General features: G+C 60.2%; 16 protein-coding genes. 10 read left to right on the top strand and 6 right to left on the bottom strand.

Annotated features, from left to right (window positions below; translation table 11 throughout):
- Positions 1-6: 6 nt before the first annotated feature.
- From CS006_RS05625 to CS006_RS05660, 8 genes are all read left to right on the top strand, one after another.
- Positions 7-1,212, top strand: a complete 1,206-nt coding sequence (locus CS006_RS05625) for a proline reductase-associated electron transfer protein PrdC (RefSeq protein WP_100510917.1) — start codon at positions 7-9, stop codon at positions 1,210-1,212.
- A 51-nt stretch (positions 1,213-1,263) separates the two neighbouring features.
- Positions 1,264-3,057, top strand: a complete 1,794-nt coding sequence (gene prdA, locus CS006_RS05630) for a D-proline reductase (dithiol) proprotein PrdA (RefSeq protein ID WP_100510797.1) — start codon at positions 1,264-1,266, stop codon at positions 3,055-3,057.
- 51 nt (positions 3,058-3,108) lie between these two features.
- Positions 3,109-3,297, top strand: a complete 189-nt coding sequence (locus CS006_RS05635) for a CBO2463/CBO2479 domain-containing protein (protein ID WP_100510798.1) — start codon at positions 3,109-3,111, stop codon at positions 3,295-3,297.
- Positions 3,298-3,354: 57 nt separating this feature from the next.
- Positions 3,355-4,092 carry a D-proline reductase (dithiol) protein PrdB gene (gene prdB, locus CS006_RS05640; protein ID WP_094662941.1) on the top strand — a complete coding sequence of 246 codons (738 nt, stop codon included), beginning with the start codon at positions 3,355-3,357 and terminating at the stop codon, positions 4,090-4,092.
- Between the two features lie 230 nt (positions 4,093-4,322).
- Positions 4,323-4,901 (top strand): TetR/AcrR family transcriptional regulator, encoded by a 579-nt coding sequence (locus CS006_RS05645; RefSeq protein ID WP_100510799.1) that lies wholly within the window; start codon positions 4,323-4,325, stop codon positions 4,899-4,901.
- Positions 4,902-5,004: 103 nt separating this feature from the next.
- Positions 5,005-6,141, top strand: coding sequence for a proline racemase family protein (locus CS006_RS05650; RefSeq protein WP_100510800.1), 1,137 nt, complete (start codon positions 5,005-5,007; stop codon positions 6,139-6,141).
- 255 nt (positions 6,142-6,396) lie between these two features.
- A complete protein-coding gene (locus CS006_RS05655; protein ID WP_100510801.1) occupies positions 6,397-7,884 on the top strand; it encodes a type I restriction-modification system subunit M in 1,488 nt (495 codons plus the stop codon).
- 190 nt (positions 7,885-8,074) lie between these two features.
- A complete protein-coding gene (locus tag CS006_RS05660) occupies positions 8,075-9,181 on the top strand; it encodes a restriction endonuclease subunit S (protein WP_100510802.1) in 1,107 nt (368 codons plus the stop codon).
- 135 nt (positions 9,182-9,316) lie between these two features.
- Here the strand turns inward: CS006_RS05660 and CS006_RS10750 are convergent, their stop codons facing one another.
- Positions 9,317-9,490 carry a hypothetical protein gene (locus tag CS006_RS10750; RefSeq protein ID WP_165777265.1) on the bottom strand — a complete coding sequence of 58 codons (174 nt, stop codon included), beginning with the start codon at positions 9,488-9,490 and terminating at the stop codon, positions 9,317-9,319.
- 513 nt (positions 9,491-10,003) lie between these two features.
- Between CS006_RS10750 and CS006_RS05665 the strand changes: the two genes are divergently transcribed.
- A complete protein-coding gene (locus CS006_RS05665; protein ID WP_100510803.1) occupies positions 10,004-13,486 on the top strand; it encodes a DEAD/DEAH box helicase family protein in 3,483 nt (1,160 codons plus the stop codon).
- 105 nt (positions 13,487-13,591) lie between these two features.
- Here the strand turns inward: CS006_RS05665 and hypD are convergent, their stop codons facing one another.
- On the bottom strand, positions 13,592-16,018 hold the full coding sequence (gene hypD, locus CS006_RS05670; RefSeq protein WP_100510804.1) for a trans-4-hydroxy-L-proline dehydratase: 2,427 nt from the start codon (positions 16,016-16,018) through the stop codon (positions 13,592-13,594).
- A 188-nt stretch (positions 16,019-16,206) separates the two neighbouring features.
- Positions 16,207-16,362 carry a hypothetical protein gene (locus tag CS006_RS10755; protein WP_163200258.1) on the bottom strand — a complete coding sequence of 52 codons (156 nt, stop codon included), beginning with the start codon at positions 16,360-16,362 and terminating at the stop codon, positions 16,207-16,209.
- A gap of 357 nt (positions 16,363-16,719) precedes the next feature.
- On the opposite strand from CS006_RS10755, the gene CS006_RS05675 reads away from it, so the two are divergent.
- Positions 16,720-20,457, top strand: coding sequence for an anthrax toxin lethal factor-related metalloendopeptidase (locus CS006_RS05675; RefSeq protein ID WP_163200259.1), 3,738 nt, complete (start codon positions 16,720-16,722; stop codon positions 20,455-20,457).
- A 168-nt stretch (positions 20,458-20,625) separates the two neighbouring features.
- On the opposite strand, the gene CS006_RS05680 is transcribed toward CS006_RS05675, so the two are convergent.
- The 3 genes from CS006_RS05680 to CS006_RS05690 all read right to left on the bottom strand — a co-directional run bounded on the left by CS006_RS05680 (position 20,626) and on the right by CS006_RS05690 (position 23,288).
- On the bottom strand, positions 20,626-21,408 hold the full coding sequence (locus CS006_RS05680) for a glycyl-radical enzyme activating protein (protein ID WP_100510806.1): 783 nt from the start codon (positions 21,406-21,408) through the stop codon (positions 20,626-20,628).
- A gap of 156 nt (positions 21,409-21,564) precedes the next feature.
- On the bottom strand, positions 21,565-22,506 hold the full coding sequence (locus CS006_RS05685) for an AEC family transporter (RefSeq protein WP_100510918.1): 942 nt from the start codon (positions 22,504-22,506) through the stop codon (positions 21,565-21,567).
- Positions 22,507-22,718: 212 nt separating this feature from the next.
- On the bottom strand, positions 22,719-23,288 hold the full coding sequence (locus CS006_RS05690) for a cupin domain-containing protein (protein WP_100510919.1): 570 nt from the start codon (positions 23,286-23,288) through the stop codon (positions 22,719-22,721).
- Positions 23,289-23,559: the final 271 nt, after the last annotated feature.

The raw sequence follows: 23,559 nt of genomic DNA on the forward strand, positions 1-23,559 counted from the left end.
GATCTCATGACAGCACGACAGCATCACGTCATTCGATCCGCGGAACTGTTCGCCGAAATACCGGTCAGAAAACTCACCGACGTGGACGCGACCCCGCTCGCCAAGATCGAGGCATCCGGACTCGTCGGCATGGGCGGCGCAGGATTCCCCACATTCAAGAAGCTGAAGTTCGGCAAGGGCTGCGAGACGGTCATTGCCAACGCGGCCGAATGCGAGCCGCTACTCGAACACAACACCGCACGGCTCGAAACCGACCCCGAGAAGGTGCTCTCCGGACTGACCATCGCCATGAGGCAGGTCGGCGCCAAGCGCGGCATCGTGGCCATCAAGCCGAAGAACATCAAGGCCGTCCGGTCGCTGCAGGCGGCGCTCGACGCCGCCGCGGCCGGCGCATACGACTTCGACGTCGACCCCGGCATCGAGATCGCGTTCCTCAAGGACCGCTACCCGGCCGGCGACGAACGCGCCATCGTACGCGACGTGCTCGGCACGCTGCTGCCGCCCGACGCCATCCCCAGCGCGGCCGGCGCCGTCGTCATGAACGTCGAATCGCTGATGCGCGTGCACGACGCCGTCGTCGAGAACCTGGCCGTCACCACCAAGGACCTCACCGTCGCCGGTCACATCGAAGGCAGCGGATTCGACGACGACGTGAGCATCGTCGTCTACGACGTGCCCATCGGCATCACGGTTCGCGAGGTGCTCGCCGCACTGCATGTGCACGAACCGACCGCTGACGAGCAGATCATGATCGGCGGCCCGTACATGGGCAGCCTCGGCTCGCTCGACAGCACGGTATCCGAAACCTGCGGCGGCATCATCATCGCCGGTCCCGAAATCCCCGACCCCGGCCCGATGGGCATCATCGTCTGCGCATGCGGCGCCAGCGAGGAGAGGCTGCGGGCCATCGTCAAGGCCAAGGGCGCGCCGCTCGTGGACGTGCGCCTGTGCAAGAACGCATGCAGGCTGCCCAACGGACGGCTCAAATGCCGCAACCCCGGCATCTGCCCCGGCCAGGCGCAGAACATCATCGCACTCAAGAAGGAAGGCGCGGCCAGCGTGCTCATCTCGCACTGCACCGACTGCTCGAACACGGTGATGCAGGTGGCACCCAAACTCGGCATGCGCGTGCACCACGCCACCGACGCCTTCATGAGGGCCGGCGACGAACCCATCATCAGAGCCTTCCGCAAGACCGTGAAGGCCGCATAACCAGACTTCCACAACGTAACACACCAACAATCACAGGGAAAGGAACCAGAAATGTCGCTCTCCAAGGAAACGCTCGAAGCGCATCTCAACGACCCGGCGGTGCTGTGCTGCCGCCGTCCCGCCGGCACCGTGCTGAGCGCCGCCGACTTCGAGGATCCCACGATCTTCCCCGACCTCGTCGACTCCAACCTCATGACGCTCAAGGAAGGGGGGCTCACCATCCAGCAGGCCCTCGGCGCCACGCTCGTCAACGACGGCGAGGCGCTCACCCAACTCACCCCCGACCTGCTCGACGGCGTGAAGGAGGTCCCGGCCGAGGAGCCCGCCGACGAGACTTCCGACGATGACGGCGCCGACGACGAATCCGAGCCGTGCTCCTGCTGTGCGTCCGCGTCGGTCGCGCCCGTGGCCGCTCCGGCATCCGACGGCTACGTGCACCTGCACCTCGACAAGGCCGAAGGACTCGACCTCGTGTTCCCGGCGGGCGGCGCGCCCGTCGCCGGAGCCCCGGTGCCTCCCTCGGCCCCGACCTCCGCGCCCGCTCCCGCCGAGGAACCCGAGCCGGCAGAAAAGGTCATGCGCACGCTCGTCAAGAAGGACTATCCGGTCACCAAGGTCGTGATCGGCGACGCCACGTCGTATGCGGACGGCGTGCTCACCATCGACGAGTCCCTCGTCGAGGCAGCCAAGAAGGCCGACCCGCTGGTCAAGGACGTCGAGATGACCATCATCGACCCGTCCGACCGCCACGTCTACTCCAACACCATCATGGACGTCATCCCCGTGGCCGCCAAGGCCGAAGGCAAGCTCGGCGAAGGCGTGACCAACGTGCTCTCCGGCGCGGTATTCGTGCTCACCGGCATGGACGAGGCCGGCGTGCAGGTGCATGAGTTCGGCTCCTGCGAAGGCTACATGGACGAGAAGATCCGCTACGGCCGCCCCGGCTGCCCCGACGAAGGCGACATCATGATCCGCGTGGACGTGAAGATCCAGGAAGGCACCGGCATGGAGCGCCGCGGACCGTTCGCCGCCCACAGCGCCGTCGACGTGATCGTGCACGCCTGCCGCGAGGCCATCAAGAACCTCGACGGCGTCAAACCCGTCAAGGAGGAGACCTTCAGGGACGTCAAGCGTCCCGGAAAGCCGCGCGTCGTACTCGTCAAGGAGATCATGGGCCAGGGCGCCATGCACGACAACCTGCTCGTGCCCACCGAACCCTGCGGCGTCAAGGGCGGACAGAAGAACGTCGACCTCGGCAACGTGCCCGTGGTCCTGAGCCCCAACGAGGTGCTCGACGGCGGCATCCACGCGCTCGCCTGCATCGGACCGGCCACCAAGGAGATCACGAGGCACTTCTTCCGCGAGCCCATGGTCGAGGCCCTGCAGACCGACGAGGAGCTCGACCTGACCGGCGTGGTGTTCATCGGCTCCCCGCAGGTCAACGACGAGAAGACCTTCGTCTCCGAACGACTCGGAGCCCTCATCGAGGCCATGGAGGTCGACGGCGCGATTGTGACCACCGAAGGCTTCGGCAACAACCACATCGACTTCTCCGAGAACATCGCGGCCATCGGCTCGCGCGGAGTGCCGGTCGTGGGCGTCACCTTCGCCGCCTACCAGGGCCAGCTGGTCGTCGGCAACAAATACATGGACGCCATGATCGAGCTCAACAAGGACCCGGAGGGCTTCGAGAACGAGATCCTCGCCGACAACACCACCACCCCGGAGGACGCCGCCCGCGCCATCCTCATGCTCAAGACCAAGATGGCCGGCATCCCCATCGAACCGCCGGAGCACAAGTGGGACGAGGCGGTCATCGAGGCCAACAAGAAGCTCGTCAAGTAAGACAACCAACGGCCATCCGGCCATCCAATCACCGACGATGAAGGAGACGTCATGCAGGTGGAACTCAAGCCGCTCCTGCTCAAGGGAGTCATCAAGGAAGTCACCGAGGTGGGCGTGCGCATAGGCGTCAACGGACGCATGGGCGTGCTCTCGCTGCCGCTGCGGCTCATCTACACCGACAAGCCGCTCGAGGTCGGCCAGGAGTGTGAGTTCTACCTCAGCTACGTCAACGTCATCTGACCCGTCGCATAACGACAACACACAAACGAAACGTCATCGAATTCTAAGGAGCACATCATGCCTACCGCATTCAAGCTGACGACAGCCAAGGGACTCAAGTCCGAAATCTACGTGCCATGGACCCCCAAGCCGGTCTGGACGCCGCTGACCAAGCCGCTGAGCGAGTGCAAGGTCGCGTTCATCACCTCCGGCGGCATCCACAAGAAGGACCAGACGCCGTTCAACACCGCCGGTGACTGGAGCTACCGCGAGATCCCGAGCGACACCCCGTCCGACCAGCTCATGGTCACGCACGGCGGATTCGACAACTCCGACATCAACAAGGACGTCAACGCCATGCTGCCCATCGACCGACTGCGCGAACTCGTCAAGGAGGGCTTCATCGGCTCGCTCGTCCCCACGTTCTTCGGATTCATGGGCGGCGGCGGTAACGTCGACAAGTTCGAACACGTCACCGGCCCCGAAATCGCCAAGAAGCTCAAGGCCGAAGGCGCCGACATCGTGCTCGCCACCGGCGGCTGCGGCACCTGCCACCGTTCCTGCACGCTGGTGCTGCGCTGCTGCGAGGCCGCCGGCATGAGCACCTGCATCATCGCGGCCCTGCCGCCGATCGCCCGCCAGCAGGGCGCCCCGCGCATCACCGCGCCGCTCGTGCCGATCGGGTCCAACGCCGGCGAGCCGAACAACCCGCAGATGCAGATGGGCATCCTCAAGGACACCCTCAACGCGATGGAGGAGTTCGACCACTTCGGCCAGATGAAGGCCCTGCCCTACGAATACCGCCACAACGTGTGACAGACGTCGGGAACCGGCCGGCCACGCACGGACGGATGTCGTGCAAGGCCGGCCGCCCACATCACGACGAATCCAATCGAATCACAACGAATCAAACAACATATCCAGCCGGCCCGTGCATTCGGCGGGAACACGTCCAAACGATACGGTTCTATGATGGAGTCACTCACGTATCCATGTCTACGTGACGACTTCATGAGGGAACATGGGTTGAAAGGCGGGACCTGTCCATGGCACGAGACGCACGAGGCAGCATCATCGACGCTTCCTGGGACCTTTTCAAGGAGAAGGGCTACGAGAAGACCACCATCGATGACATCATCGCCAAGGCGGGCATCGCCAAGGGTACGTTCTACCATCATTTCCAAGGCAAATCGGCTTTGCTGGGAACCCTGAGCGACGTGTTCGACGAGAAATACCGCGAGATGGACGCCGAACTCGACCCCGACGGATCGGTCGTCGAGCAGATTCCGTATCTCAATGTGCAGATGTTCGGCTGGATTGAACAGCATGTGCCGGTCGAACTGCTCAGCGCCCAGCTGGCGTCGCAGCTCAACGAGCGTGGAGACCGGTCGCTGGTGAACCAGGACCGCTTCTACTTCGCCATCCACCGCAGGCTCATCGCCCGCGGCCAGGACCGCGGCGAGATCACGCGGGACTATTCCACGCATGACATTGTCCGCCTGTATGCGATGGCGGAACGATCGATGCTGTACGACTGGTGCCTGCATCAGGGCTCGCAGCCGCTGGTGGGGGAGCCCACCAGAATCGTCGCCGAAGTGCTCGACCGCTTCGTGCGGCATCTGTAGATTCGGCGGCCGGTCCGGGGTCCCTCGGCAACCGTCCGTTAGCCGCAGCCGGCATCGTTCTTCCGCGAGGCGCGTTCGAGGCGCCGTTTCAAGGAGATGCACGATGAACGTTGCCGGCACGATACAGGTTCCGTCCGCCTTCCATACCAAGACCTTGGCGGCCGCGAAGGCCGTTCTCAATGATGCGATGTTCGCATCCAGTCCGAGGCTGACCACCGTGGAGTCGCATACGCAGGGCGAGCCCACGCGCATTCTCGTCAGCGGGCTGTCCGCGCTCGACGCCGAGCCGAACGCCATCGCCGTACGGGACAAGCTCATCAACGAATACGACGCCGTCCGCAAGATTCTCATGCTCGAACCGCGCGGTCACCGCGACATGTTCGGCGCCATACTGTTCAAACCCACCCGTCCCGACGCCGATCTCGGAGCCGTGTTCACCGATTCGGGCGGCTATCTCAACATGTGTGGGCACGGGTCCATCGGCGTCTCCACGTTCGCCGTGGAATCCGGCCTCGTCACCGGCGGATACCCGTCGTTCGCCGCCATCGCGGACGACGACATCGACGTGCGTCTCGACACCCCGGCCGGTCTGATCACCGTCACCGTACACGTGCGCAATCACGAGGTGGAGAACGCCACGCTCACCAACGTGCCCGCGTTCGTGGCCATGGATTCGGTGACGATTCACGTGGACGAGCCGGGCATTCCGGACTCGGTGCGGGACGTCGAGGCCACCATATCGTTCGGCGGCAGTTTCTTCGCGCTCGTGGACTTCGATTCGCTTGGTCTCGGATACGACATCGAGGCCTCGCATTCGCAGGAGATAGCCGACGTCGGCATGGCCATCCTGCGCGCCGCCCGCGAACAGATCGACGTGCGGCACCCATTGGTCGACATCCGCGGCGTCGATTTGGTGGAATTCGGCCAATACGATGAAGCGACCGGTCATTATCGCAACGGCGTGGTGTTCGGCGGCCGTCAGGTCGACCGGTCCCCATGCGGCACCGGCACCAGCGCCAAACTCGCCGCGCTCGTGGCCCACGGAAAGATGGACATCGGCGAGACCCGTGTGTTCGAGTCGATCACCGGCTCGAAGTTCCTCGGATGCCCGGCCTCGCGCACGACGGTCGCCGGTCATGACGCCATTATCCCGCAGATCACCGGCAAGGCGTTCATCACCGGGGTCAGCACCTTCGAACTCGACTCCACCGACATCTACCCCGAGGGATTCCTGGTGTAGGAAGATGGGTTTGTGGGTCTATCAGATGGGTTTGTGGGTCTACTGCATACGTGAGGACCACGAAAACGGTCTTCCCATGTATGCAGTAGACCCACAAACCCGTAGATGAACCACACTGCTTTGCCGGCAAAGCGGCAAAGCGGCAAAGCGTTATGCCGGCACAGTGTTTTGCCGTACAGTTGGGGGAGCGCGACAACGCGATAGCGCACTAACGCGATAGCGCAACAGCGCGACACTGGCGACGAAAGGGCGGCGATGATCACCGGGGCGGTAAAGAACAAGGTTGATGACATCTGGCAGCGTATGTGGGAGGGCGGCGTCACCAACCCGGTCGAGGTGATCAGCCAGCTTACGTACCTCATGTTCATGAAGTCACTGGACGACAAGGCGCTTGCCGCCGAACGCATGGCTGAACTCACCGGCGTGCCGGTCCCTGATCCTATCTTCCCGCAGACTCCGGAGGGTCAGGCCGTCCGCTGGCATAATTTCAAGGATGCGAGCACGTCGGAGGAGATGTTCGCCATCGTGGGCCAGCAGGCGTTCCCGTTCATCCGCAACCTGCACGCCGACAACGCCTTCGCGCACAGCATGGAGGACGCCCAGTTCGGGTTCAACAAGCCGAAGACGCTGGAGAAGGCCGTCAAAGGCATCGACGACCTGCTCGACAATTACGTGAAGGACCAGGATGATCTGGGCGACCTGTACGAATACATGCTGAGCAAGCTCAACACGGCCGGTGCGAACGGCCAGTTTCGTACGCCGAAGCACATCCGCGACATGATGGTCGCGTTGGTCGACCCGCAGCCCGGGCAGAAGATCTGCGACCCGGCGTGCGGCACGGCCGGATTCCTTATCTCCGCGGCCGAATGGATTCGTTCCCATTACGAGAGCGAGATGACTTCCGATGATTGGGACCTGTTCGACGGCCCGCAGTTCACCGGCTTCGACACCGATCAGACCATGGTGCGCATCTCCTCCATGAACCTGCTGCTGCATGGCGTGGAGAATCCGGACGTGCGCAATCAGGACAGTCTCTCCCGCCTGAACACCATCAGCTCGAAATTCAGCTGTATTCTCGCCAACCCGCCGTTCACCGGCTCGCTTGACGCCGAGGACGTGGATGATTCGTTGAAGACCATCATCACCACGAAGCAGACGGAACTGTTATTCGTCGTATTGTTCCTGCGCATGTTGCGATTGGGTGGTCGATGCGCGTGCATCGTGCCGAACGGCGTGCTGTTCCGTAGCAACGCCAAGGCGTATCGTGAGTTGCGTCGGGAACTGGTGGAGAACCAGTGTCTTGAGGCGATCATCTACATGCCGTCCGGCGTGTTCAAACCGTATTCGGGCGTGAGCACCGCCGTGCTCGTGTTCACCAAGACCGATGCCCCGGATAGCACGGACCGCGTGTGGCTGTACAACATGGAACACGACGGATACACCCTTGACGACAAGCGAGACGAGGATCCGGACCACAACGACATTCCCGACATCATCGAGCGTTGGAATGATCTGGATGCTGAGGAGTCGCGCGAGCGTACGGAGAAAAGCTTCTTCATCACCCGCGACGACATCGTGAAGAACGATTACGACTTCAGCTTCAACAAATACGTGAAGGTCGAATGCGAGAAAAAGGAATACCCGCCCACATCCGAACTGATGGCCGACCTGCACGACTTGAATGCCCGTTTCGTCAATGGCCTCAACGATCTCGACACAATGCTTGCCAAGGACGGTGAGTGATTGACGTATTGGCTCCCCGCTGGAGGGGAGCTGTCGGCGTAGCCGACTGAGGGGAGAATGCTCCCGCCAGCGGGAGCTGTCAGCGAAGCCGACTGGGGGTGGTTGGACGCCTCTCCGGCCGTGACCAACCACCCCCAGTCTCGCTACGCGAGCCAGCCCCCGCCAGCGGAGGCCAAGAAAGGAAACAACGATGACAAGACTCGCGTTCAAACAAGTGTTCTCTGACGCGACCCGCAAGGCGACTAAAATTCCAGCCAAACAGTATAAGAAATCCGGCAAGTATCCAATCATCGATCAAAGCATGAATGCCATTGCCGGTTATGCGGATTCGACGGAAGGTTTGTACAGTGATGTGCCGGCCATTGTGTTCGGTGATCATACCCGTGCTGTGAAATATGCCGAACGACCGTTCTTCATCGGTGCCGATGGCACGAAGGTGCTCAAACAGGTGCGTGAGGAAGACAACCTCCGATATCTATTCCATGCATTACGGGCTGTTGATTTGCCGGATGAAGGCTATACTCGTCATTTCAAATGGCTGAAGGAATGTACATTCCGTGTTCCCGATGCGGCGGAGCAGCGGCGAATCGCCAAGATTTTGGACTCTGTTCAAGGGCAAATCACTCTCGCCGATCAGATGTTGGAGAAGGCCGACGCCCTTATCCAATCCCGATTCATCGAGATGTTTGGGGATCCCGTAGACAATCCGAGGAAATGGCAGAAGCGATACCTTAAGTCTTTGGGAACATTGAAAAATGGTCTGAACTTCAAACGTTCGGAACAGGGAGAATCGATACGGGTTATTGGGGTATCGGACTTCGGGTCACGGACATCTATATCTTCCTATGAAAAAGTGCCCTTTGTCAGTCTTGCTTCCTCTCCTGCTAAGGAATGCTTCCTTGAAGATGGCGATATCTTGTTTGTGAGATCCAACGGAAACAAAAAACTCGTTGGTCGGAATATGATTGTAAATTCTCCTTTTGAACGAGTCGCATACAGTGGTTTTTGCATTCGGCTTAGGATAACCGCAAAGGAAGTCACTCCATTTTTCGTAAACAGTCTGTTGTCCAATCATGAATTAAAACAGCAGTTGTTGGGCAGCACCCGTGGAGCAAACATCTCGAATCTCAGCCAAGGTATGCTTGCCGAGTTGCCGATTATCGTCCCGCCTCTTGCCCTCCAGAATCAGTTCGCGGAGTTTGTCACGTCGGTGGAGTTGCTCAAGTCCACGATTACCGCGGAGTGTGACCGTCTGCGGACGCTTTACGACAGTCTTGCCCAGCAGTACTTCGCGTGAGCGTCGTCCCGATGCCGGAACGATGGACCACGCTGCATTTCAGCTTAATTACGCCGTTGTCCATCAGGAATCGAAGCTCTGTTGCAACGAGGGGCCGACCCCCGCAAGGGCGTCGGCCGTTTCCACTGAAATGACTCAGTGGCCTCGTCTCAGGCTCAGCGCCAGAAGCACCAATGCCGTGATGATGATGGCTACCGACCATTCCTGACCAACCTGGTTGGCCAAGGCAAGCAGCAGTCCGGTCATCAATCCTTCACGGTATTCCCGGTCGCGTCGCTCAGGACGGTTGTCATGGTTGTTGCCTTCCATGAAAACCTCCTTGTTCATTTATGCCGGCAGTCGGCCGGCTGGCCGGCCGCCACCTTGCCGGAGACCGCGTTACCAGAATCCGGTTTGGTCCCCCTAGTTTATCGGCATCCTTCACAGTCCGGTGCTATGCTGTGTTGTAGCGGTAAGGCTGCGTTACCTTCAGGGCAAATATCGAGGCGGGCGCCAAAGACTTTCGCCCTGTCGGGCCGAACCGTTATCGGGCTTACGCCCAGGACTAACCTCCTCATTTATGCTAAAAAGAAGTCTGGTCTCCGCAAGGTGGCCAGACTTCTTGTCATAAAGGCGTGCGGCAGTGACATCATTCAAGTTCATTCATGTTTTCGCTTTACCCACCGAATCCGCCGTAAACATCCATCACTCACTAAATCCCGCCATGAAACCCCACCCATGCCGGCGTGTCGCGGCGGGAATCAGTGAGCACAATACGAAAGTGGCCCCCGTCGCGCGGGTAAAGTGAGAAATGTCGTGACTTGCGAAGCGAAGGAGCCGGGCATGGGGAATTTCACGTTTCTGATGGACGAACCGAACTATGCGATGTTCGCCCGCGCGTGCGTGGAGGCCGAACAGGCGCTCTCGCTCTCACCCACCATCTGTGCGCTGAGCGCCCGACGTGCCTTCGAACTCGCCGTCAAATGGATGTACGCCGCCGACAAGACCATACGAATGCCCTACAAGGACAACCTGCAGTCACTTGTCCATGAGCCCACGTTCCGTGCCGCCATCATGGACGAAAAACTCTGCGAAATGTTCCAATACGTCATCAAAGCCGGCAACATCGCAGCCCACCGCAACTCCCGGCTCAAGCCCGAGGACGCCATATTCTCCTTGCAGGTGCTGTTCGCCTTCATTGAATGGATCGACTACAGCTACGGCACCCACTACGTCAAACGCGGATTCGATCCCAATGCCATACCCGCCATACGCCGCGCGATCGACGCCAAGGAACGTAAGGCCCGTGAGGATGAAGCACGCAAACAGGCCGAGGCGCAGCTTAACGAAAAAGACGGCCGCATCGCCGAACTCGAACGCAAGATCCGCGAACTCGGCGACCAGCTCGCCCAACGCAAGGAATCGCAGCCGCCCGTCACCGTCTCCGACGAACTCGACTACTCCGAATACGAGACACGCAAACGGTTCATCGACCTCGACCTCCAATCCGTCGGATGGAATATGGACCGCGACGTGGAAACCGAACGCGAAGTCGCCGACATGGAGGGCGAACCCGGTCGGCGAGGCCTCATCGACTACCTGCTCAAAGGCCGCGACGGCCGGCCGCTCGCTATCATCGAAGCGAAACGAACCTCATACGACCCGCGCAAGGGACTCCAGCAGGCCACGCTCTACGCCGACTGTCTGGAACGCGAATACGGGTACCGTCCGCTAATCTTCCTCTCCAATGGGTACATGACATACATCGTCGACGACCACGGCCACTACCGGCAGGTCGGCCAGGTGTTCGCGCAGGACGACATGCAACGACTCATGACCCGGCGCGGCAAGGCCATCGACCCACGCAAGATACCGGTGAACCGCAACGTCGCTGGCGACGACAAACACTACTACCAGCTGGAAGCCATCAACGCGGTATGCGAGAACATCCACGAAGGCCGCCGGCGCAACCTGCTCGTCATGGCCACCGGCACCGGCAAAACCCGCACCGCCGCCGCGCTCGCCGACGTGCTCATGCGGTCCGGGCTGGTGAAGAACGTGCTGTTCCTCGCCGACCGTGTGGAACTCGTCGAACAGGCAAAGGGCGCGTTCGGCGACTACTATCCCGACTGGTGGCTGTGCAACCTGTGCAAGAACAAGAAGGACGCCGACGCGACCGTCGTGTTCTCCACCTACCAGACCATGATCAATGCCATCGACACCACGAGAGCCGACGACGGAAACGGCGGCGACCGTCCCATATTCTCGTCCGGGCATTTCGACCTCATCATCGTGGACGAGGCGCATCGGTCGATATTCCGCAAATACCGCACGATTTTCGAGCATTTCGACGCGCTCATGGTGGGACTCACCGCCACTCCACGCGACGAAGTGGACCGCAACACCTACGATTTCTTCGACGCTGAACACGGCGTACCCACCTACGTGTATGAATACGAGACCGCGTTGCGTGACAATGTGCTCGTGCCATACCTCAACGTCGAGGCCTCCACCAAGTTCATCGACGAGGGCATCACCTACGACGAACTTTCCGACGCCGACAAGGAACGGTTCGAGGAGGACTTCGGCAGCGGCGAGATTCCCGACGGCGGCGAGGTCTCTGACGGTTTGTCGGCTGACGGTTCGCCGTCAGTGCCCGACCATGTGGCCGCCTCCGACATCAACACGTACGTGATGAACGCCGACACCGTCGACACGGTCATCCGAGACCTGCTCGACCACGGCATCCGCACCGACGGCGGCGAACGAATCGGCAAGACCATCATCTTCGCGCAGAACCAGGCGCATGCGCGATTCATCGCCGAACGGTTCGCCGCGCTCGAACCGACGATGAGCGCGAACGGATTCGTCAAAGTGGTGGTCAGCAGCGACGACCGCTCCAGCAGCATCATCAAGGAATTCAAAGACAAGCCGAACCCAGTCGTCGCCGTCTCCGTCGACATGATGGACACCGGCGTCGACGTGCCAGCGGTCGTCAACCTCGTGTTCTTCAAACGCGTCCGGTCGAAAATCAAATTCCTGCAGATGATCGGCCGCGGCACCCGACTGTGCCCCGAACTCGACTGCGTGGAGAACCTCGACGGACATGACGGGGAATATGTGGGCAAACATCATTTCGTCATTTTCGACTACTGCGGCAACTTCGCGTTCTTCCGACAGCACCAGCAGACGGTAAGCAGCAGCGTACCCACGTCGCTGAGCGAACGGATATTCTCCCGCAAAACCGAACTCATCCAGTCGTTGCAGTCCAGTGCGTTCACCGACGACGAATCGGCGATGGCGTTGCGGGAACGCTGCATCGACGACGTCTGCGGGCAGATCGCCGCCCTGGACGACACCACTGTCGCCGTGCGGCTCAGGCGCGAAGCCGTGGAACGCTACCGGCGGCGCAAGGCATTCGAGTTCCTCTCAAGCGCTGCGGTGCACGAGATCGTCAACGAACTGGCACCGATGGCGGCGTATGGCGACGACGTGTATGCGCTGCGGTTCGACGTGCTGATGTACGGACTCATGGTCGCGGCGGCTGGTGGCGACGGCGGGGATTCCGCGGCCGGTGACGTACGTGGATACGTGGCCAAGATACGCAAGACGGTCGGGCAGCTGCGCGAGCGTATGACCATTGGCGCGGTGCGTGAACACAAGGCGGTCATCGACCGCGTCTCGTCCGACGGCGGATATCTCGAAGGCGCATCCATCGCCGAACTTGACGACATCCGCGTGGCGTTGCGTGATCTCATCCGGTTCATCGCCGATGAAGGACGACGCAAGTCCGTCATCACCGACCTGACCGACCCGGTGACCAGCCGCGTCGTCGGGCAGTCGTTCGACATGCGCGAGGACTATTCGGATTACAAGGCCAAGGTCAACCGCTACGTCAATGAGCATAGGGACGACGGTGTGATTCGCAAACTGCGGCACAACGAGCCGATGACCGCCGACGACTACAGTGCGCTGGAACGCATCTTCGTAGAACAGCTCGGCAGCCGCGACGACTATGAGGCCACGTATCGGGGCGAGCAGTTCGGCGTGCTCATCCGACGCATAGCCGGACTCGACCATGACGCCGTCAACGCGGCGCTCGGCGACTATCTTCATGAGGGGGAGTGGAGCCAGGCGCAAATCGCCTTCATGCACAAGGTCGCCGACTACGTGGAACGCAACGGGTACCTGGAACCGGGCGATCTGCTCAAGTCCCCGTTCGACAGGCCGCGGCCGATGCTCAAACTGTTCAAGACGGAAGATATGGCCGGCATCGTGGCGCGCATTCGTGAGATTAACGCGAATGCGCTGGCACCGGCCGCATGACGACAGAGCGTATGGGTGTATGGGCGTGCATATGCATATGTGGAATGAAAAAAGTTCCCCGGGCTCTTACGAGTCCGGGGAACTTCTTCTGATTCGACCTACTGACTACAGGGTCTGCTCGGTGCGGGCGATGATCTCGTCCTGCAGGGCCTTGTCCAGGTTGTTGAAGTAGTCGGAGTAGCCGGCCACGCGGACGATGAGGTCCTTGTACTGGTCCGGATGCTTCTGCGCGTCGATCAGCGTGGCACGGTCGATCACGTTGAACTGGATGTGATGGCCGTCCATGGCGAAGTAGCTGCGAATCAGGGCGCTCATGCCGAGGATGCCCTTCTTGCCGGCCACGACCTGCGGCGTGAACTTCTGGTTGAGCAGCGCGCCGCCCGTCTTGAGCTGGTCCATCTTCGCGGCGGAACGAATCACGGCGGTCGGGCCATTGATGTCCGCGCCCTTCTCCGGGGCGATGCCGTCGGGCAGTGCGATGTGCTCGTGGCGGCCGTTCGGAGAGGCGATCATCGTCTGGCCGAAGTACACGTGGCAGGTGGTCGGCAGGAACTCCACGATGGTCTTGGAGCCCTTCGGCGTCGGACGGCCCGCCACGATCTTCTGCAGCGATTCGGAGACCTCGCGCAGCACATCGTCGGCGTAGTCGTCGTCGTTGCCGTACTTCGGAGTATGGTTGAATACCTGGTCGAACATGTCGTCGTAGCCATTGAAGTCGGCCTCGCAGGCGGCGAGCACCTCGTCCATGGAGAAGCGCCTGTCCTCGAAGACCTGCTTCTTGAACACGGTGAGCGAATCGGTGACGGTGCCCATGCCCACGCACTGGATGTAGCTCGTGTTGTAGCGGGCGCCGCCGCAGTTGTAGTCCTGCGCCTTGGCGATGCAGTCGTCGGTGATCACCGAGAGCAGCGGCACGGGCAGGGTGTCCATGAACAGACGCTCGATGAGGTTGTTGCCGGCCACCTTGACGTCGGTGACGTACTTCAGCTCCTTCTCGAACGCGGCATACAGTTCGTCGAAGCTCGTGAAGTCGCGCGGGTCGCCGCAGTCGATGCCGATCTTCTTGTCCGTGTAGTGGTCGTATCCACGGTACATCACCAGTTCCAGCACCTTCGGCACGTTCAGGTAGCCGGTGAGCACGTAGGCCTCCTTGCCGGCGGTGCCGGTCTCCACGCAGCCGGAGGCGATGCCGGCCTCGCGGGCGTCGTCAAGCGACTTGCCCATGTTCAGCAGCTCCTGGATGATGGCGTCGGAGTTGTAGAACGCCGGCTGGCCCCAGCCCTTGCGGCTGATCTTCACGGCCTCGTGCAGGAAATGCTCCGGCGTCTTGCGGCTGATCTGCACGTTCGAGCTTGGCTGCAGCAGCTTCATCTCGTCCATGACCTCGAGAATCAGGTAGCTCACGTCGCTCACGCCGCAGGTGCCGTCCGGACGCAGCGCGCCGGTGTTGAAGTTGCAGAAGTCGGTGTAGGTGGCGGACTCCTTGAGCGTGATGCCCACCTTCGGCGGCGCCGGCTGGTTGTTGAACTTCACCCACAGGCACTCGAGGTATTCGCGCGCCTGCTCGCGGGTGAGCGTGCCGGCCGCCGTCTCGCGGTTGTAGAACGGTTCGAGGTGCTGGTCGAACTTGCCGGGGGAGTAGGCGTCCCAGTTGTTCATCTCGCTGGTCACGCCGATGTGCGTGAACCAGTACATCTGGATCGCCTCGCGGAAGGTGCGTGGCGCATGGGCGGGCACGCGGTCGCACACCTCGGCGATCTGCTCGAGCTCCTCGCGGCGAACCGGGTCGTCGCACTGCTCGGCCTTCTCACGGGCCAGGGCGGCGTAGCGCTTGCCGAGGATGATCATGCCCTCGCACACGAGATGCATGGCCTGCAGCTCGGCCTGCTTGTGTTCGGCGTCCATGTCGGTGTTGTAGTCGATGGCGGCGAGCTCGTCGTCGATGCGCTTCATGAAATCCGCATAACCGGACTTGTAGATCTTGCCGTCGGCCACGGTGTGGCCCGGTCCGCGCTGGGCCATGAACTCGGTGTACATGCCGCCTTCGAACAGCAGATGCCATTCCTCGGGCAGCATGTTCATCATCTTGGTCATGGACGCGCGATCCTGCCAGAACGGGATGATGACGTCGCGCTGGATCTCCTTCTGCTCCTCGGTGACGGAGAAGGAGACGTGCGCGCGGTTGTTCATGTTGTCGAAGTCCTCAAGGCTGTGGCAGCACAGTTCGGGGAACGTGGGCGCGGACTGCGGGCCCACGCCCTTCTCGCCGACGATCAGCTCGTCGTCGCCCAGGTACAGCGTGCGCTTCTCCATAAGCGTCTTGAAGAAGATGCCGCGCAGCACCGGCGTGGGCACCTTGCCCTCGTACTGCTTGTAGACCTCGGTCTCGATGAGCGCGCGCTCGAGCGAGATGCTAGGATGCGTGGTCTCGCTCAGCTCGCGCAGACGCTTGGTGCGCATGGTCGAGCCGCGCTTCTCGTCCCAGTTGATGCCGGTCTCGACATCGGTCGGCGTGATGGTTGCAGTGGTCATGATGAAAAGTCCTTTGAATTTCGGGTATGACGAAACAGGGGAATGGGTATGAACATCCCATATCGGAATTCTCTCGTCTGGAAAATGCTTGTGATCGCGAAGATTCTCTCAGTCGGGAGACCGTCGAATGCAGCTATGGCTGTGTGATGGCGAGGCAGCGGTTGATCTTCGCCGTATATGCTCGACGGTTATTTGAGAATGGTTTCCGCGCCGCTTCGTGCGCCGGGATGGCCCTGACTGCGCTTGCGGGAATACATGCAGGCGTTCGTGTTCATCAGGCCGGAAACGCGGGCGGACGCGGAGAGCGGCGAATCGAATGCGATATCGGCTGCGAAATCGTTCATCGCCTTGGCCTCCCTCCGATTGCGTTGTATTGCGGCTATCGTAGCGCCGCCGTGTTATGCGTGTCGTAATCGGCGTAACAGTCCCGCAACACGAGAATCCCATATGGATTCACACGGCGTCCATAGCCGATTATGGCACGGCCGGCGGTCAACGACGCCGCCGGCGTCAGCCGCCGATGGTCACGTTGTCGTCATCTGTTCGCAACAGAATGCGTTCTAGAGTGAATTGCAGCCTGTCGGAGCGTGCAGACCCGATTGCAGGTTTCTGTTTTCTTCATCATCACCATGCCTGTTTCATCGTCAGCGGTATTTGGTCGCAAACGAATTGAACGGCATTCATACGAGGGGAAGCTCATCATGAACGAAGAACAACAACAATTGAGAAGGGCCGGCACGCGAATACGTCGTGGCATCGGCATCGTGGCCGCATGCGCATGCTGCATGGCGGCATTGATAGGTCCGCAGACTGCCCAGGCCGCAACCAGGATTAATGTCGGTACGGGCGGTTTCATATCCGCGACCGCAGGAGATGGTCCGAGAATAACCAAGGTCCGTATTCTCAACGAGGCTCCATACCTCGAAGTGTATTGGAACGAATACGTGGACGAGACTGCTGCGGTGAATCCTGCGAACTTCGTATTAAAAAACGGCGATACCACCATCAAACTCAAAGCGAAGGGGAACGATTATACCGATACGCTCTACTTCGATAAAGGTAATAAGGAGCTTGCGGCTACCGATGCCAATGTGATGTCACAAATCGACCCCGACCTGCATATGTCCAGCATCGGCTATGAGGGGAAAATCGATGACTCCAAGCCATTGACCTTGGAGGTCAAAGGCTCTGCAATCAAGGATGCCTCTGGAAAGGCTGCGGCAGATGCCACCTATGCCGGCGTTCCTATGATGAATTTCTACACGAAATTCCTCGCCTCGAAAAGCGGCATCACCATCAAGGCTGACGATACTGTGAGCGACAAGGCCATGGAAGCGGCCGCCGCGCAAGTGGACATAGAACTTGGCAAGAGCGATAACGGCATCGCTGCGAAGATGAAGGAGAACCATGCATCGCTGGCCATCTATTCGCCGCAGGAGAACGTGTATATCTTGCCCGAGCATCGCGGTGGATTCAGCAAGACCATGTATGCCGTGGAAGGATACGGCGGCAGCATGTACAACAACGCCGTATCGTCCATTGCAGAGCGCAACATCCTGCGTATCCGTGAATCGGCCGACGGACGGACGACGAAATACCCCAACGAGAACATTCTCATCCACGAGTTCGGTCATGCCGTCAAACTCGTTGGCATGGACCAGCTCGCCGACAAGACATTGAGCAACGAATTCCAGCGGTTATACCAATCCCGTAAGGATTCAGGCATGTGGCCAAACACCTATGCCATCAAGAATTCCGACGAGTTCTTCGCCACCATGGCGGCCATATGGTTCAACGTCATGCAGGAGAAGCCCGATTGGACTGATGGGGTACGAAGCCCCGTGAACACGCGTTCCGATCTCAAGATATATGATCCCGAGACCTATGCGTTCTTTGCCAGGATATTCCCCGCTTCGGATCTACCGTCGCCGTGGGCGCCGAAAGACATGCCGAAGAACGAATATGTTCCGGCTCCGTTCGCGCCGAAGCCCGTTGAAGAGCCCCGGCACGATTTCGCAACTGATACGTTCCGCATTAGTCTGATGTCCGGCGGCACCGAATACAACCTCGAACGATACGATGGCGTGTGCCTGTGGTGGAACTACGGTGCGGCCGACGTGCATTCATGGAAGATCGCCAAAATCACCGATGCCGACGGGGAATACCAAGTGCTTGCCAAGGACGGCAGATCCGCGCTCGCGGCGGGTCCCGACAATACCGTGACGATTGCGAAGACCCCGACCTCGCGTGACACCGCACAGCAATGGCGGTTCCTTGACGCCCCCGGTGATCGTAATGGCAGGGCATTGCTGGTGAACGTCGTGTCTGGGAAGGCGCTTGCCGTCGACGGTGAAGCCAAGGACGGCGCGAAGCTTATACTTGTGAACGTCGCCTCTGCGGACGCTGCCAAGGTGACCGTGACCAACGAAACCCAAAACGGACGATTCTATCCCGATACGTTCGTTCCCGACTCAACGGACGGAACCGTGGAACTCAGCAATCGTGCTGGCCCACAGGTCTCCAAGGTGCGGGTCGTTAAGGAAGGGACGTTCCTCGAAGTGTACTGGAACGAATACGTGGATGAGAAAGCGGCCGTGAATCCCGAGAATTTCACGTTGAAGAACGGCGGCGAGACGATTCGGCTCAAATCCAAGCCCTCTTCCGGAGTGACAGATACGCTGTATTTCGACCAGAAGAACAAGGAAATCAGCGCCACTTCCGCCAACAGTATGAAATACCTCGATCCGACCCTGCATATGTCAAGCATCGCATATGACGGCAAGATTGATGATTCCAAGCCGCTGACCCTCCAGATCAAAGGATCTGCGATCAAGGATGCGGAAGGTCGCGCCGCACAGGATGCGACGTACGAGACAGTTCCTCGTGTGAGCTTCTACACCCAGAAAATCACGTCGAAGACAGGCATCGTCATCAAGGCCGACGATACCGTGGCCCGCAACACCATGGAGGCGGCCGCCACACAGGTGGACATCGAACTCGGCAAAACCGGTACGGGCATCGCCAAGGAAATGGTGCGGAACGGTAATTCGCTGGCCATCTACAGCTCGCACGAGAACGTATACCTCATTCCTGAGCAGCGATATGCCTTCAACAAGGACATGTACGATGTGGAGGGCTACGGCGGTTATCCCGGAGACGGATTCGTCTCCTCGATTTCCGAGAAGAACGTTCTGCGCACGAGAGGCAATGCCGATCCCGCAAAGAACACTGCGTATACGAACGAGAACATTCTCATCCACGAGTTCGGCCATGCCATCAAACTCGGCGGTCTTGACACCATGGCCGACCAGACCCTGGCGAACCGGTTCTATGCCGCATATGCACACGCCAAGAAGACCGGGCTGTGGGCGAACACCTACGCCTACCAGAATTCCGACGAGTTCTTCGCCACTATGGCGGCCATATGGTTCAATGTGATGAGCGAAAGCGGCAACGGCGGATATGACGGCGTACGAGGCCCCATCAACACGCGAGATGAGATGAGGCAGTATGATCCGATGACTTATAAGGTCTACGCTGAACTGTTCCCCGCGGTTTCTCTGCCTGCGCCATGGGACAGCGTTCCCAATCGTTTCGGCGTGGATATGGGACGGACCTCACCTCCGAAGGTCGATGCCGCAGAAACCAAGAACGCCGACTTCGCCACTGACATGTTCCAACTGGTTTCCGCCCATACCGATGACCGAGGCGAGACTTATCTGCTTGAACGGTCGGTCACAGCGGCCGGCGGCGGGCAGCTCGATCTGTATACCCTATGGGGTGCCGCCAATGATCTGCAGGATTCCATGTATTCGTGGAAGGTCGTGCGGCATGGTGATGTTTACGCCTTCCAAAGCGTTGGAGGGAAGACGACGCTTGGTCTGACGGCGGATGCCAATGGCCGGGTGAGTGTCGCCGGTCATGTGTTCGATGCCAAGAATCCCGCGCAGCAATGGAAGTGGACAGCGAACACCGATACCGACGACCCTTATGACGGCTATCTGGTCAACGTGAAGTACGGTAAGGCACTGACCACGCCCGGTACCCAGTACAACGGGTCGACGTTGGTGCTCAAGCCGATTCGTAAGAACACGATGACCTGGCGATTGCGGGACGTGACCCAGTCGAGGAATGCGAAAAACGTCGATGGCCTGTATGTGAGGCCCGCCGAGGTGTCGGTGAGTCCCGGTGGCTCGGCGCCTGGAACGAATCCCACCGGTCGGACGGCCGATTCCGGGACGAAAACCGGGGACGGGACCGGCGCGACTTCCGCATCTTTCGGCACGCAATCCGGCGATACCGGCAGGAAAGGTGGCTTGACTGCCTTTGGTGGTCTCGCCCGCACCGGCGTGGCATTGGAAGTCATTGCGGGCGTTGCCGTATTGCTGATAGTGGGTGTGGCAATCATCATCGTAAGGAGGCTGAGGATTTCCGAATAATTCTCGAAAGCCGGAAGTGGGGGATTCGCTGACATGACCGGGCCATGTCAGAATCCATTTGGCCTTGATAAGAAAGGGGAGGGGAACGGTGGAAACCATCGTCACCCCTCCCCATATCTATGAGCGGAATGTCTTGAATGAAGGCAAATCCTCGCTGCCGTGACTCCGTCAGCCGCCGATGGTCACGTTGTCGTAGAATTTCTCGATTTCTGATTTGACCTCGTTCATCTGCTCGTCCGACGGCACTTCGAAGTAGATGGCCTTGCGACCGAGCTTGGCGTACTTGTCCATGCCGTACTTGTGGTAGGGGAGGATGTCCACCTGTTCGACGGGGATGTGGTTGGCGCGCAGCCACAGCATGGTGCGTTCGATCATGTCCTTGTCGGTGTTGATGCCGGGCAGCATGATGAGGCGAAGGAATATACGCGCGTTGTTCTCGGCGAGGATCTTGAGGTTCTTCAGCACGAGATGGTTCGATCCGCCGGTGTAGCGCTTGTGCAGGTCGTCGTCGATGAACTTGAGGTCGTAGAGGAAGAAGTCGGCGTAGTCGCACATCTCCTCGACCGTTTTGGAGGCGGCGACGCCGCACGTGTCGATGCCGATGCTGATCTCCTGTTCATCGAGGCGGCGCACGAGCTCCATGATGTAGTCATGGTCCATGGCCAGCACCTCGCCGCCGGAAAGCGTGACGCCGCCGCCGGACTGGTCGTAGATCATATGGTCCTTGAGCACGTCCTTGACGAGCTCGTCGATGGTGTACTGCTGTCCGACATGCTGGACCTTGCCGTCCTTGTCGGTCATGATTTCGGGCGTGAACAGCTGGCTTTCGGGATTATGGCACCATTCGCAGCGCAGCGGGCAGCCTTTGAAGAAGATGGTCGTGCGCACGCCCGGGCCGTCGTGCGTGGAGAAGTGCTGGATGTTGAATACGTATGGTGTCTTGCCTGACATATCGCCTTCCCCTTTCGTCGTCGGGAATGCCTCGGTCGGAAACTGGACCATGGTGCATACGACGTTCTTGTTTGGCTGCCGTCATCATACGTCCGCCGTATGTTACCGGTTTCTAACGCCGTTATACGAGGTCGTAACAATGGGGGAAGGGCCGGGTCAGCCGAGCAAGGCGGCGATGACGAAGATGAACACGGGGGAGGAAAGCGTGCTGAGCAGGATGCCGTCTCGTGCCAGTGTGGTGCCGGCGTCGTATCGGGCGGCGTAGTTGTATACGTTCTGCGCGGTGGGCAGCGCCGCCAGAATCACGCACGAATACAGCTCATGACCGCGGAATCCCATTGCATAGGCGAGGGTGAACGCCACGGCCGGCATGACGGCGTTCTTCAGCAGCGCCGCGGTGATGGTGGCCGCACGGCTGGTGCCGCCGCCCAGCGGCTTCGACCCATGCAGCGACATGCCGAACGCCATGAGAATCAGCGGCACGGCGGAGTTGCCGACGATATTGATGGGATCGTAGATGTAGCTCGGTACGACGAACCAGCCGGCGGCGTCGCTGGCCGCCGACGTGACGATGCCGATGAGCACGCCGATGAGTATGGGCTGATGCAGCGGCTGGGAGACGATGGCCTTCACACTCACCTTGCCGCGTGATGAAAGATCCAGTGATGTGAGCGCGGCCGGGGTGAACAATACCTGCTGGATGAGCACGATAGGCGTGACGGCCGCCGGATTGCCGAGAATATACGTGGCGATGGGCAGACCGATGTTGTTCGCGTTCATGTACATGGAGTCGAGTACGCCGATGGTGGTGTCCGCCGGTTTGAGGTGGAAGATCGTGGCGTTGAGGATGAGGAACAGCACGCCGGTGATCGTGGCGCAGAGGATGGCCACGCCGATCGACGGCTTGAACACGTCGGAAAGATGCTCCTTCGACAGGATGGCGAACATCAGGCACGGCGTGGAGACGAAGTAGCTGAACCGGTTCAGCACCATCTGCGCGGTCGGTCCGCCGATGTGGAAGCGTGCCGCGATATAGCCGATGAGAATGATGATGCCGATGACGCAGAACCCCTGCATCGCCGAGATGAGCCCCATGATTCGCCTCGATTCCGTTGTCTCGATGTCGTTTTCATGCAGCGCCGGACAGCCCGCCATTCCGTCATGACGTTTCTTCCGGGCGTTCGTCCTGCATATGCCGGTTATCGATTATCGACGCGGTGGCATGGGAAGACTTCGCGGCGTCCGTACTACGGGACGACGATAAAAGCCGCTGCTGCGGCTGATCGCCGCCGGTGATTTACTGCCGGCAATCACTCCTGCGCGAGGGTGAAGCCCGCGAACGTGAAACCGGGACTGACCACGCAGGAGACCAGCGCGTCCCCGTCGCCGGGGATGGTGCGCTGCCAGACACCGGCCGGCACGACCGCGTGGCCGGTCACCGGGCCATCCGACGGTTCGGCAATCAACGGCTCGGCCCCCGAATCCGTTCGCAGACCGGCGCCGAGCGTGATACGGTGGGCGGCTTCGGAATTCGGGGCATCACCGTCGCCGGCGAGCTCAAGCGTCACTCGGCCCGGCCCATGCCACAGCCATAGTTCGTCGGCATCCACCTGATGCCAGTCGCTGAAATCACCCCTGGGCAGCAGGAAATAGATCAATGATGCCAGCGGGCGCTCGCCGGTGGACGTGGCGGTGCCGGGCTGTGTCGCGCCCGCAAAATCGGCGGGCGCCAACGATGCCGACTGCCAGTCACGCACATACCATCCGCCCTCCGGATGCGCCTCCAATCCGAGCCTGTCGATGATCGAGCGTGCGTAATCGCTCAGCGGCGGAATATCATGCACCGGCCGAGCAGGATTATTCCGGTCGGAATCGTTCATGGAGTCGGAATTGTTCTGCGACATGATTTCTCCTTCGACGGCTGTTCCTCTTCGATGTTCGATGCTCGTCGTTCCGCTGCCGACGGCATTTGCATAGGTGCCGCAACGGAATGCCGGTTTCCACTGTAGAGGGGAATGCCTTGCGTCCATGCATTCGACGAGGGGCGAGTCTTCATGGCGACCCGTATATCAGGCCTTATATGATGGAGGCAACGAGGAGGCCGTTCATCGTAGAACGTCTGTCGAACCGTGTATTTCGACGGCTCGACGT

The sequence above is a fragment of the Bifidobacterium primatium genome (assembly GCF_002802875.1).
GTDB classification, from domain to species: domain Bacteria; phylum Actinomycetota; class Actinomycetes; order Actinomycetales; family Bifidobacteriaceae; genus Galliscardovia; species Galliscardovia primatium.

What these genes read in the sequence shown, in the direction of transcription:
- CS006_RS05675 (WP_163200259.1), top strand. Translation starts at nt 16,720, where the DNA reads ATGAACGAAGAACAACAACAATTGAGAAGGGCCGGCACGCGAATACGT.
- CS006_RS05650 (WP_100510800.1), top strand. Translation starts at nt 5,005, where the DNA reads ATGAACGTTGCCGGCACGATACAGGTTCCGTCCGCCTTCCATACCAAG.
- prdA (WP_100510797.1), top strand. Translation starts at nt 1,264, where the DNA reads ATGTCGCTCTCCAAGGAAACGCTCGAAGCGCATCTCAACGACCCGGCG.
- hypD (WP_100510804.1), bottom strand. Translation starts at nt 16,018, where the DNA reads ATGACCACTGCAACCATCACGCCGACCGATGTCGAGACCGGCATCAAC.
- CS006_RS05645 (WP_100510799.1), top strand. Translation starts at nt 4,323, where the DNA reads ATGGCACGAGACGCACGAGGCAGCATCATCGACGCTTCCTGGGACCTT.
- CS006_RS10755 (WP_163200258.1), bottom strand. Translation starts at nt 16,362, where the DNA reads ATGAACGATTTCGCAGCCGATATCGCATTCGATTCGCCGCTCTCCGCG.
- CS006_RS05665 (WP_100510803.1), top strand. Translation starts at nt 10,004, where the DNA reads ATGGGGAATTTCACGTTTCTGATGGACGAACCGAACTATGCGATGTTC.
- CS006_RS10750 (WP_165777265.1), bottom strand. Translation starts at nt 9,490, where the DNA reads ATGGAAGGCAACAACCATGACAACCGTCCTGAGCGACGCGACCGGGAA.
- CS006_RS05690 (WP_100510919.1), bottom strand. Translation starts at nt 23,288, where the DNA reads ATGAACGATTCCGACCGGAATAATCCTGCTCGGCCGGTGCATGATATT.
- CS006_RS05635 (WP_100510798.1), top strand. Translation starts at nt 3,109, where the DNA reads ATGCAGGTGGAACTCAAGCCGCTCCTGCTCAAGGGAGTCATCAAGGAA.
- CS006_RS05655 (WP_100510801.1), top strand. Translation starts at nt 6,397, where the DNA reads ATGATCACCGGGGCGGTAAAGAACAAGGTTGATGACATCTGGCAGCGT.
- CS006_RS05660 (WP_100510802.1), top strand. Translation starts at nt 8,075, where the DNA reads ATGACAAGACTCGCGTTCAAACAAGTGTTCTCTGACGCGACCCGCAAG.
- prdB (WP_094662941.1), top strand. Translation starts at nt 3,355, where the DNA reads ATGCCTACCGCATTCAAGCTGACGACAGCCAAGGGACTCAAGTCCGAA.
- CS006_RS05680 (WP_100510806.1), bottom strand. Translation starts at nt 21,408, where the DNA reads ATGTCAGGCAAGACACCATACGTATTCAACATCCAGCACTTCTCCACG.
- CS006_RS05625 (WP_100510917.1), top strand. Translation starts at nt 7, where the DNA reads ATGACAGCACGACAGCATCACGTCATTCGATCCGCGGAACTGTTCGCC.